Raw genomic sequence first — 12,058 nt, forward strand, 5'->3', positions numbered from 1 at the left:
CGGCCGCAGCCGCCATCAACCCTTCGTTCTGGTATCCTTGACAATCGACCAGTTCAAGGATCACCAGGAATGAAATGCGCTTTGGTAGGCTCCCGTTTCTTTGCCGCTTCGGTGTTCGAGGCGCTGCGCAAGGAAGAGGGCATCGAATTCACCAGCATCGTCGCACCCGCCGAGGATGACCGCCTGGCCGTCGCCGCGCGCGCCGCCGGAATCCCCGTCCATGTTCTCGCCAATCCCCGCATCGTCCCCGCGGAAGCCATCGCCGAAGGCACCGACCTGATCATCGCCGCCCACACGCACGCGCGCGTGAGCGACGGCGCGCTGGCGCGCGCGCGCCTCGGCGGCGTCGGCTATCACCCCTCGCTGCTGCCGCGCCACCGCGGCATCGCCGCCGTCGAATGGACCATCCTCGAAGGCGACCCGGTCGCCGGCGGTTCGGTCTACCACCTGGCCGACGGCTGGGACGCCGGCGCCATCGCCGCCCAGGACTGGTGCTTCGTACTCAAGGGCGAGACCGCGCGCGAACTATGGGAACGCGCGCTGGCGCCGATGGGCATCGCGCTGCTGTCGAAAGTGGTGCGCCAGGCCCGCGACGAGGGCGCCGTTCCGTCCTTCCCGCAGGATCCGCGCTTCGCCACCAAGGCCATGATGATCAAGCGTTCGCTGGTGCTGACCGAGGAAGAAACGCCGGCGCACGCGTCGCTGGTGGTGACCGTGATGGGCCCTGACCGGCACGGCATCGTCAACCTGCTGGCCGACCGCGCCCAGCGCTACAACGCCAACTGGGCGTCCAGCCGCATGACTCGCCTCGCGGGCGAATTCGCCGGCACCGTGCATTTCGAAGTCCCCCACGAACACGCCGACGCGCTGGCCGATTCGCTGCGCCAGCTCGAGTCGAGCGGGCTGAAAGTGGTGGTCGCCAGCAGCGCCGGCGCCATCGTGCCCGACGCGCTGCGCGGCTTCGAGCTGGAACTGGTCGGCGAGGACCGCGTCGGCATCGTCAGCCGCCTGACCCGGATGCTCGCCGAGCGCGGCATCAGCATCGAGAACCTGCATACCGAGATCCTGCGCAGCGGCGTCTCGGGCAAGCAGACATTCAAAATCGGCGCGCACCTGCTGGTGCCGGCCGGACTGCCGGTGGACGGCCTGCGCGCCGAACTGGGCGCGCTGGCCAGCGAAATGATGGTCGATATCGCACTGGACGAACGGCGCGCCGCCGGCGTCCGCCAACCCTAACTTACAAGAGGCGAACAATGCCAGGACTCCTTCCCAACGTCGATCCGGATGGATTGCTCGAATATTCCGTGGTCTATTCCGACCGTGCGGTCAACCACATGTCGCAGTCGTTCCAGGGCGTGATGCGCGATATTTCGCGCACGCTCAAGCATGTCTACAAAGCGCATTCGGCCATCGTGGTGCCCGGCAGCGGCACCTTCGGCATGGAAGCGGTGGCGCGCCAGTTCGCCACCGGCAAGGAATGCCTGGTGATCCGCAACGGCTGGTTCAGCTACCGCTGGAGCCAGATTTTCGACATGGGCACCATCCCGTCCGGCGCCACGGTGCTCAAGGCGCGGCCGGTGGAAGAGGGGCGCCAGGCGGCATTCGCTCCGCCGCCGATCGATGAAGTGGTGGCGTCGATTGCCAAGCATCGGCCGGCGGTGGTGTTCGCGCCGCACGTCGAAACATCGTCGGGCATCATCCTGCCGGACGACTACCTGCGCAAGGTGGCCGATGCAACGCACGCGGCGGGCGGGCTGTTCGTCCTCGACTGCATCGCTTCCGGCACGATCTGGGTGGACATGGCGGCGACCGGCGTCGATGTGCTGATCAGCGCACCGCAGAAGGGCTGGAGCGGCTCACCATGCTGCGCGCTGGTCATGCTCAGCACCCTGGCGCGCGATCGCATCGACAGCACCACCAGCACCAGTTTCGCCTGCGACCTGCGCAAATGGCTGCAGATCATGGAAGCGTACGAGGGCGGCGGCTTCGCCTATCACGCGACCATGCCGACCGATGCGCTGGCCACGCTGCGCGACGTGATGAAGGAGACCGAGGACTACGGCTTCGACAAGGTGCGCGCGGAGCAGCAGGAACTGGGCGACCGGATTCGCGCGCTGCTGGCGCAAAAAGGCTACCGCAGCGTCGCCGCCAAGGGATTCGAGGCGCCGGGCGTGGTGGTCAGCTACACCGACGACGACGGCATCCAGTCGGCGAAGAAGTTCGTGCAGGCGGGCGTGCAGATCGGCGCCGGCGTGCCGCTGCAGTGCGACGAGCCGGCCGACTTCAAGACCTTCCGCATCGGGCTGTTCGGGCTGGACAAGCTGCACAACGTGGAACGCACGGTGGCGATGTTTGCCGAGGCGCTCGGACGGGTTTAGGTTTGTCGTTCCTGCGAAGGCAGGAACCCATACCCTCTGCGATCAGTGTGGGCAGGATTTCTTCCGCGAGGCCTCCAGCTCAGTATGGGTTCCTGCCTTCGCAGGAACGACATCAAGGCGCCGCAGGGCGGATATTCTGGTTAGCGCGGAACAGGTTCTGCGGATCGTACTTGGCCTTGATCGCTTCCAGCCGCGCGTAGTTCGGCCCGTACGCATCGGCGATGCGGTCCGATTCGTCCGCGGTCAGGAAGTTGATGTACACGCTGCCCGACGCATACGGCGCCGACATCTTGAAGAATTCGCGCGCCCAGGTGATGCAGGTGGAGTCTTCCGCTGGATCCTCCCAGCGCGTGTGCACGTTCATCGCCCACAGCGCGCTGCGGTGCGGATACGCCGTCGCGGTCGCCGACGGCACGCTGGCCTGCCCGCCGATCAGCCCGAGGAAGATTTCGCAATTCGGCGACGGCAGCTTGCCGGCGTAATCGACAATGACGTCGATCGCATCGTCGGTCAGCCGCTCGAAGTTGTGCGATTTCCAGTAGTTGCGCGCCCCCGGCGCCAGCAGGGGATCGAAGGCCTGTTGCCAGGCGGCGTAGGGCACGGCGCCGACATGTTCGCCCACCGGCTGGCCGAAGCCGCGCACCTTGTCGATCACACCCTGCAATTCATCGGTTTTCTTTGGCGAGAACAGCGCGAGCGCGAGGATCTCCTTGCCGTGCCATTCGCCCGGCAGGAAGGGCAGCGGCGGCGCCTTGCGCAGCACGACCCAGACCGACACATCGTCGCCCATCGTGTCGACCAGTTCGCGGTACTGCTTCAGTATCGACTTTGCCTGCGCCAGCGGGAACACGATCAGCCCGGCCGTCACTTCCGGCCCCACCGGATGCAGCGCGAACTCGAAGTTGGTCACCACGCCGAAATTGCCGCCGCCGCCGCGGATCGCCCAGAACAGGTCCGGTTCGTGGGTTTCGCTGATGTGAAGGCGCCGGCCGTCGGCGGTGACGATGTCGGCTGAAATCAGATTATCGACCGCCAGCCCGTACTTGCGGCTCAGCCAGCCAAAGCCGCCGCCGAGGGTCAGGCCGGCGACGCCGGTGGTGGAATTGATCCCCAGCGGCGTGGCCAGGCCGTATGCCTGCGCCTCGTGGTCGAAATCGCGCAGCGTGGCGCCGCCTTCGACGTAGGCGCGGCGCTTGGTGGGATCGATCTGCACCGAGCGCATCGCGGACAGGTCGATGACCAGGCCGTCGTCGCACAGTGCGCTGCCGGCGATATTGTGGCCGCCGCCGCGCACCGCCAGCGGCAACTTGCTGTCGCGGGCAAAATTGACTGCGGCCAGCACATCGGCGGGGCCGGCGCAGCGCACGATCATCGCGGGGCGCTTGTCGATCATTGCATTCCAGATTTGCCGCGCCGAATCGTAGCCGGCATCGCCCGGCGACAGGATGCTGCCGCGCAGTTTGGTTCGAAAGTCGTTGACCTGGTCGGACGTCACGGTGTCCATCTCGCACCTCCCCATTTTTGGATCACTGTTTTCATCATAGTGAGCGAAGGCGTGGATGCAAGGGAGACGGAACTTCGAGCCTGTCGTACCTGCGCAGGCAGGTACCCATGCTGAGCGGGATCAGGTAGACGCTTGTTCAGTATAGGTACCTGCCTCCGCAGGTACGACAGGCTAACTGCTATTGCAGCTTGTCGCCGTCGTTCCAGTTGTTTTTTTCTTCCTCCAGCGCGGCAAGGTCGCGCGCGAACATTTCGTTGAGCTCGTCGCGCGACTGCCGCGCCATCGAAATGAATTGCTCCTGGTCCTTGTAGTAGGGATAGACCGAGTGCAGGCTCTGGATGTTGTGCAGCCTGAACTTCTGCGCTGCCTGGCGCGCGCGATAGGCGCCGAAACCGAGGTGGCGCAGCACGCTCTGGCCTAGCTGCAGCGCCGACTCGAACGTCTCGCGCTCGATGATAGTCACGCCGCGGTCCATCAGGTCGTACAGATGCGACACGTTGCGCGCCCGCGCCATGATCTTCAGGTCGGGGAAGTTGCGCCGCACCGCGTCCACCAGCGCCAGGCTGTCCTCCACGCTGTCGACCGCCACCACTAGTGCGCGCGCCTTGCCTGCGCCGGCCGCGGTCAGCAGGTCGACCCGCGTCGCGTCGCCGTAGAAGACCTTCAGGCCGAATTTGCGCAGCAGCTCGATCTGGTCCGGGTCGTGGTCGAGCACCGTCAGCGCAATCTGGTTGGCGCGCAGCAGGCGCCCGACGATCTGGCCGAAGCGTCCGAAGCCGGCGATGATCACGTGGTCTTCCTGGGTTTCGATGATGTCGGCCGGCCGCTTCTTCGCTTCGCGCCAGCGCGGCGCCAGCACGCGGTCGTGCAGCAGCAGGAGCAGCGGCGTGGCCACCATCGACAGCGCGACGACCACCACCAGGATCGACGCCACCTCCGCCGTGAATACCTTCGCCGTCTCCGCCGCGCCGAACACGACGAAGGCGAACTCGCCGCCCTGCGACAGCAGGAACGCGAACAGCGCCTGCTGGCTGCGCGGCACCGCGAACCGCTTGCTCAATCCGTACAGCACCGCGATCTTGATCGCCAAAAAGCCCGCGACCAGCATCAGGATCAGGCCGGGCCGCGCGAAGAACACGCCGAAATCGACCGACATGCCGACGGCGATGAAGAACAGGCCAAGCAGCAGGCCCTTGAACGGTTCGAGATCCGATTCCAGCGCGTGGCGGTATTCGGAGTCGGCCAGCAGCACGCCGGCCATGAAGGAGCCGAGCGCCATCGACATGCCGATCCACTGCATCAGCAGCGCGATGGAGATCACCAGCAGCAGCGCGAACGAGGTGAAGATTTCGCGCATGCCGGTCTTGGCGATGGCGCGCAGGATAGGCCGCAGCAGGTAGCGCCCGCCCAGCACCAGCGCGACCAGCGTGACGGCGATGCGCGCGCCGCCCAGCCAGCCTTTCTCGCTGCCCTCGGCCGCCGCCACGCCGAGCACCGGGACGATGGCGATCATCGGGATGGCGGCGATGTCCTGGAACAGCAGGATCGAGAAGGCCGCCGATCCGGTGGGTGTGTTGCGCAGGTTGCGTTCGTCCAGCGTGGCCAGCGCGATGGCGGTGGACGACAGCGACAGCCCCAGCGCGGCGATCAGCGCCACTTTCCAGTCCACGCCAAGCAGCATCGCGGCGCCGGCCAGCGCGGCGGCAACGCCGGCCACCTGGGCGCCGCCCCAGCCGAAGATCGGGCGGCGCAGCGACCACAGTCGCTTCGGCTCGAGTTCCAGCCCGATCATGAACAGCAGCAGCACGACGCCGAATTCGGAGAAGTGCAGGATGTCCTCGACTTCGACCACCAGTTTCAGGCCCCACGGGCCGATGGCGATGCCGGCCAGCAGGTAGCCCAGCACGGCGCCCAGGCCGAAGCGCTTGGCGACCGGCACCGCGATCACCGCGGCGGCCAGGTACACCAGCGCGTTGATCAGCAGGCTATGTTCCATCGTCGCCCAAGGTGAGAGGATGCCCGGCCAGCTGCCGCAGGCGCGCGCCGAGGCGTCCGATATGGGCCTCGACCGCGGCGCCATCGACATCGTGCGCGCCGTGCAGCACGAGCGGCTCCAGCCACTGCATGCCGCAGGCCGCGGCGATCTGCTCGAAGGGCGCAAGGAAGTCGGCAAACGGACGTCCCTGGCGCGCGCCCGGCGCAAAGTCGGCGGCGCCGGCGCCGGTGCTGGTCACCACCCAGAAGCGCCGGCCCTGCGCCCGCGGCGCGGCGGACCAGGCGTCGCGCAGCACCACGTCAAGCCACTCCTTCAGCAGCGCCGGCATGCTGTACCACTGCAGCGGGAACAGGAACACCAGCGCGCCGGCCTTCGCCAGCAGCGCGTGCTCGCGCGCCGGGTCGATGTAGAAGTCGGGGTAGCTTTCGTACAGATCATGCAGGTAGACGCCCTCCACCAGCCGCGCGGCATCGGCCAGCCGGCGGTTCACGCGCGACAGGTGCGGCGCCGCGTGGGCGAACAGGACCAGGACGCGGTTCGGATCCATGTGTCAGGCCGCGCGCCGGTTCGATGCGGCCAGTTCTGCAATCGCCGCCACTAGCGCATCGAGCTCGCCGGTGCCGATGTACAGGTGCGGCGTGACGCGCACCGCCTGTCCGCTGTCGGCGATGTCGCGCACCACGGTGAAGATGCGGTGGCGCGCCATCAGGTGTGCCACGACCTGCGCCGCCGGGATGCCGTCGATGGCGAAGGCGGCGATCGCGCACGAGCGCTCGGACGCGCGCGGCGTCAGGATGCGCACGCCGGGCAGGCCGCGCACGCGGTCGAGCCAGTACTGGGTCAGGTAGCGCAGGCGCGCTTCCTTGTTGCGCGCACCGATGGCGTGGTGAAAGGCGAGGGCGTCTTCGACGGCCAGGATCGGCGCCGGCGGCACGGTGCCGACGTGGCCAAGCTTGCGGATGTCGCCCGCATCGGGCCGCACGTCGCCGAACAGGGGCGCGATATCGACGATCCGCTCGCGGCGGATGTACAGCAACCCGACCCCGAGCGGGGCGCCGAGCCACTTGTGCAGGTTGACCCCGACGAAGTCCGCGCCCAGCTCGGCCAGCCGGTAATCGAGGTGGGCGAACGAGTGGGCCGCATCGACCATCACGTCGATGCCGTGGCGGCGCGCCATCGCGGCGATCTTCTGCACCGGCATGATCTGGCCGGTGCGATGCCACAGGTGCGTCACCAGCAGCACCTGCGTGCGCGGCGTGATCGCCTGCTCGTAGATGTCCACGATCTGCTCGTCGCTGTCGGGATCGAGGGGCAGGCGCACGCGAATGAGTTCAAGCTGCTTGCGCGCCGCGACCATCTCGAGGGTGTCGATGACGCTGTCGTAGTCGTGGTCCGCCATCAGCACGGCGTCGCCCGCGGCGAACGGATAGCCCTGGATCAGGATGTTGAGCGACTCCATCAGGTTGCGCGTGATGTGCAGTTCGTCCGGCGCCGCGCCGGTGAACTCGGCCAGAAGGCGCATGACGTTGGCGAGTCGCTCGGGGAAGCGCACGCGCAGGAAGTAGGAATTTTCGCGATTGAGCTCGGCCTGGTAGCGCTGGAAGGCCTCGTGCACGGGCGTCGCCTGCACGCCGAAGAAGCCGTTTTCGAGGTTGATGAAATCGGGCGACACCGCGTACCGGGCGCGCACCGCGGCCCAGTGGGTTTCGTCGTCGGGCGCAATCGGGGCGGGCGGCAGCGGCAAGTTCAACTCCTGTAACGAAGAGATGGGATAGCAAATAATATCCTACCAAGCCGCGCCCGCCGTCCAATATGAAATGGGGTCAGGTCCGCAGGACCAGACCCCGCTGGTGCCGGCGCCGCGTCACGAAGCCGGGGTCAGGTCCGGCGGACCTGACCCCCAGCCCTTGGGCCGCGGCTATTAAAACTTGGTTAGCAAGCGCACAGTCGAGCGCTCCGCAAGGAGTTAAGGTGTTGCGTGATAGCCATTTTTGAGTTGGAGCGCCATGCACGCCGAAAAGATCATCGAACCCGAGCAGTCGCAGGAGCAGGAGCCGAACTGGCTCAGCAAGCTGGGCCCCGGACTCATCGCCGGCGCCGCCGACGATGACCCCAGCGGCATCGCCACCTATTCACAGGCCGGCGCCCAGTTCGGCTTCGGCATGCTGTGGACCCTGGTCATCACCTACCCGCTGATGGTGGGCATCCAGATCGTCAGCGCGCGTATCGGCCGGGTCACCGGCCACGGCCTGGCCACCAATATCCGGCGCCACTATCCGGCATGGCTGCTGTATCCGATTGTCGGCCTGCTGCTGCTGGCCAACACGATCAACATCGCGGCCGACGTGGCGGCGATGGGCGACGCCATGAAGCTGGTCGCCGGCGGCCCGGCGCAGCTGTACGCGGTCGGCTTCGGCCTGGTGTCGGTGCTGCTGCAGGTGTTCATCCCGTACACTCGCTACGTCAGCGTGCTCAAGTGGCTGACGCTGGCCCTGCTGGCCTACGTCGCTACCGTGTTCGTCGTGCACATCCCGTGGGAACGGGTGGCGAAAGAAGCCGTGACGCTGCCCGCCTTGCCCTGGAAGCCGGCTTTCATCACCACAATTGTCGCGGTGTTCGGCACGACCATCAGCCCCTACCTCTTTTTCTGGCAGGCCTCGCAGGAAGTGGAGGAGCTGCGCGCCGACGACAGCGCGCATCCGCTGAAAAAGGCGCCCCGCGAAGCGCGCGCCGGCTTCAACCGGATCCGGCTCGACACCTACATCGGCATGGGATTTTCCAACCTGGTCGCGTTCTTCATCATGCTGACCACCGCGGTGACGCTGCACCTGCACGGCATGACAGAGATCGAGACCTCGGCCCAGGCGGCCACCGCGCTGCGCCCGATCGCCGGCGATTTCGCCTTCATGCTGTTCGCGCTGGGAATCATCGGCACCGGCATGCTGGCCATTCCGGTGCTGGCCGGCTCGGCCGCGTACGCGATAGCGGGCGCCTTCAAGTGGAAGAACAGCCTGGAGCACGAGCCGCAGATGGCGCCCAAGTTCTACGGCATCATCGTGGTGGCGACGCTGGCCGGCGTCGGCCTGGTGTTCGCGCCGATCGATCCCATCAAGGCGCTGTACTGGAGCGCGGTGATCAACGGCGTCATTTCGATCCCGATCATGGCGGTGATGATGCTGATGGCGTCGCGCGTGGACGTCATGGGCCGCCTGGTGATCGCCCGGCGCCTGAAGGTGATCGGCTGGATGTGCACCGCGGTGATGGCCGCCGCGGTGACGGCGATGCTGGTGACCAATCTGGCCTAGCGCCCGCGGCGTGCGACGCGATTCCGATAAGGTTTTTATACTGATAATTATATGGCTGTCATTGTTTGCCTTCGACCGGTGAATTACTGTTCCATTTTTGTCAGGTATATCGCATGCGATCCCAGCGTGGCGTGGTCAAGCAGGGCGCCTTCCAGGCTTTTCCGGGCCTGGTCGAGAGCATCGTTGCGAACTCCGGCATCGTGGCCGCCTGCATGCTGGCGGCCCTGTTCTTCAGCCTGCTGAGCTGGGGTTTTCTGCTCGGCACCGTCAGGGCCGAGCGCGAAGCGGGCATCCGCGATTCCATGCAGCAAGCGTTGACCATGGCGCGCGCCTACTCCGAGCAGGCCGCCCGCGCCATCAACTCGCACGACCTGGTGCTGCGCCAGCTGCGCTACGGCTGGCGCCTGTCCGGCTATTCGCTCAAGCTCGACTCGACCGACGCGGCCACCCTGTATCGCGACGCCGCCTTCTCCAACCTCGCCATTTTCGACCGCGACGGCAAGCTCGTCACCGCCATGAAGCCCGAACGGCTGCGCGCCAGCATTGCCGGCAGCGCTTTTTTCCGCGCGAACGCCGAGGCGCCGGCCGACCGGCTGGTGATCAGCCGCTCCGCCAACGGCTCCAGCCAGGGCAACGGTCTGCAATTTTCGCGCCCCTTGCTCGACCGCGACGGCCGCTTCGACGGCGTGGCGCTGCTGCAGGTGGACGCCGACGACCTGACCGTCAATTTCTTCCTGCACCGCTTCACGCCGGGCGGGGTGCTGGGCCTGTCGGCCGTCGGCGGGCCGCTGCTGGTCGCCGCCGCCGAACCGCGCGGCCCAACGCCGGTCAAGCTGCCCGCGCTGTCCGGCAACAACGGCGATTTTTTGGCCGGCAACGAAGGCGCGATGCTGGCCGCCGCCGGCTGGTTCGCCGACGGACGGCCGCGCTACCTGGGCTGGCACCGTGCCGGGCCGTATCCGATGGTGGCCTTCATCGGCCTCGACCAGGAGCGCGCGATGGCGCCGTTCGCGGCGGAGCGCAAGCAGGCGATCGCCCAGGCCAGCGCGGCGACGGTGGTCCTGTTCGGCCTTGGCGCCGTGCTGGCCGGCTTCCTGCTGCGGCTGACCTGGCGCAAGCGCGAAAGCCAGCGCACCGGCGAGACCTACCGCATGGCCACCGAGGGCAGCAGCGACGGCTTCTTCATCCTGGCCACGCTGTACAACGGCGCCGGCTCGGTGGACGATTTCGAGGTGATCGACTGCAACCAGCACGGAGCCGCGATCGTCCATCAGCGCCGCGAAACGCTGATCGGGCGGCGCTTCTCCGGCCTGTACCGCGACGACACCTTCTCGCGCGTGATGGAAGTGCTGCGAATCGCCGTCGAGACCGGCTCCTTTGACGGCGAGCTCGAATTCCATCCGGAGGGCTCGGACCGCTCGCGCTGGATGCATTTCAAGGCGGTGCGCTCCGATCAGAAGCTGGCGATCACCCTGCGCGACATATCCGAATCGAAGGCGCACGTGGCCGCGCTCGAGCACCGCAGCAACCACGACGCGCTGACCGGCCTGCCGAACCGGCACTGGCTGCAGTGGTATCTGCCGCAGGCGATCGTGCGCGCGCGCGACAGCCGCCAGACGCTGGCGCTGCTGTTCATCGACCTCGACGGCTTCAAGGCCGCCAACGACACCATGGGCCACGCCGCCGGCGACGAACTGCTGCGCCACGCGGCGCACCGCCTGAAGGAAGCGGTGCGCCCGCACGACAACGTGATCCGCATCGGCGGCGACGAGTTCGTCGTCATCCTCGAGAACAACCTGCGCATCGAGGACACGGCGATCGTCGCCAAGCGCGTGATCCAGGCCTTCAAGCCGAAGTTCAAGCTGATCGGCGGCACCGCCGTGCTCGGCACGTCGATCGGCATCAGCAGTTTTCCCAGCGACGGCGACGACGCGGCCAGCCTGCTGCAGAACGCCGACGTGGCGATGTACTCGGTCAAGACCAGCGGCAAGGGCAGTTTCCGCTTCTTCGATCCCGAGTTCTACGAGGCGCTGCGGCGCGAGCTGGAGTATGAGCAGGAATTGCGCATGGCGATCGAGAGCGACGAGTTCGTCATCCATTACCAGCCGCGCATGGACCTGGCCAGCAACCGCACCACCAGCATGGAGGCGCTGGTGCGCTGGCAGCATCCGGCCCGCGGCCTGCTCGAGCCGAAGGACTTCATCCCGCTGGCCGAAAAGACCGGCATGATCGTGCGCCTGGGCGAGCTGGTGCTGGTCAAGGTGTGCGAACAGCTGGCGCAGTGGGTGGCCAAGGAGGAGGGCGTGGTGCCGGTGTCGGTCAATATTTCCTCGCGCCAGTTCAACGAGACCGACATCGCGCGCATCTTCTCCTCCGCGATGGCGCGCCACAACATCCCCTCGCACCTGCTCGAAATCGAGCTAACCGAGTCGTCGATGATGGGCGGCGGCAGCCACGTGCTCGAATCGCTGTCGAAGATCCGCGACTTGGGCATCAAGCTGCTGGTCGACGATTTCGGCACCGGCTATTCTTCGCTGGCCCAACTGCAGCTGCTCGACTTCGACATCCTCAAGGTGGACAAGGCCTTCACCAGCCGCATCGAGCAGACCGAGCAGGGCAAGATCCTGTTTACCGCCATCATCACGATGGCGCACGCGCTGGGCATGCGGGTGGTGGCCGAGGGCGTCGAGACCAGCAGCCAGCTGGCGATCCTGCGCACGCTGGCCTGCGACGAGGTGCAGGGCTATTTCATCTCCTTCCCGCAGGCGGCGGCCTCGGCCCAGAGCCTGCTGCTTTCGCCGGCGGTGTAGGTCGGCACGGCGCCCGGGGGCGGCCCGAAGCTGGGCGCAGCCGTGCCGGGGTGCGGGTTACAAGC

Annotated in this window: 8 protein-coding genes; 4 read left to right on the top strand and 4 right to left on the bottom strand. The window is 66.9% G+C overall.

What is annotated here, in order from left to right:
* Positions 1-69 precede the first annotated feature (69 nt).
* Positions 70-1,236 carry a formyltransferase family protein gene (locus tag Q4S45_RS06835; protein WP_305510354.1) on the top strand — a complete coding sequence of 389 codons (1,167 nt, stop codon included), beginning with the start codon at positions 70-72 and terminating at the stop codon, positions 1,234-1,236.
* Positions 1,237-1,253: 17 nt separating this feature from the next.
* A complete protein-coding gene (locus tag Q4S45_RS06840) occupies positions 1,254-2,378 on the top strand; it encodes an aminotransferase class V-fold PLP-dependent enzyme (protein WP_305510356.1) in 1,125 nt (374 codons plus the stop codon).
* 112 nt (positions 2,379-2,490) lie between these two features.
* On the opposite strand, the gene Q4S45_RS06845 is transcribed toward Q4S45_RS06840, so the two are convergent.
* The 4 genes from Q4S45_RS06845 to Q4S45_RS06860 form a co-directional block, all read right to left on the bottom strand.
* Positions 2,491-3,882 (bottom strand): FAD-binding oxidoreductase, encoded by a 1,392-nt coding sequence (locus Q4S45_RS06845; protein ID WP_305510358.1) that lies wholly within the window; start codon positions 3,880-3,882, stop codon positions 2,491-2,493.
* A gap of 178 nt (positions 3,883-4,060) precedes the next feature.
* Complete coding sequence (gene kefC / locus Q4S45_RS06850; protein WP_305510359.1) at positions 4,061-5,878, bottom strand: glutathione-regulated potassium-efflux system protein KefC; 1,818 nt, start codon at positions 5,876-5,878, stop codon at positions 4,061-4,063.
* A complete protein-coding gene (locus tag Q4S45_RS06855) occupies positions 5,868-6,425 on the bottom strand; it encodes an NAD(P)H-dependent oxidoreductase (protein WP_305510361.1) in 558 nt (185 codons plus the stop codon). The genes kefC and Q4S45_RS06855 overlap by 11 nt, the downstream gene beginning before the upstream one ends.
* 3 nt (positions 6,426-6,428) lie before the next feature.
* On the bottom strand, positions 6,429-7,622 hold the full coding sequence (locus Q4S45_RS06860; RefSeq protein WP_305510363.1) for an aminotransferase class V-fold PLP-dependent enzyme: 1,194 nt from the start codon (positions 7,620-7,622) through the stop codon (positions 6,429-6,431).
* 262 nt (positions 7,623-7,884) lie between these two features.
* On the opposite strand from Q4S45_RS06860, the gene Q4S45_RS06865 reads away from it, so the two are divergent.
* Positions 7,885-9,183 carry an NRAMP family divalent metal transporter gene (locus Q4S45_RS06865; protein ID WP_305510365.1) on the top strand — a complete coding sequence of 433 codons (1,299 nt, stop codon included), beginning with the start codon at positions 7,885-7,887 and terminating at the stop codon, positions 9,181-9,183.
* A gap of 113 nt (positions 9,184-9,296) precedes the next feature.
* Positions 9,297-11,993 (top strand): EAL domain-containing protein, encoded by a 2,697-nt coding sequence (locus Q4S45_RS06870; protein ID WP_305510367.1) that lies wholly within the window; start codon positions 9,297-9,299, stop codon positions 11,991-11,993.
* Positions 11,994-12,058: the final 65 nt, after the last annotated feature.

Origin of the sequence: Massilia sp. R2A-15 (genome assembly GCF_030704305.1) — a bacterium.
Classification (GTDB): Bacteria; Pseudomonadota; Gammaproteobacteria; order Burkholderiales; family Burkholderiaceae_D; genus JAFCUW01.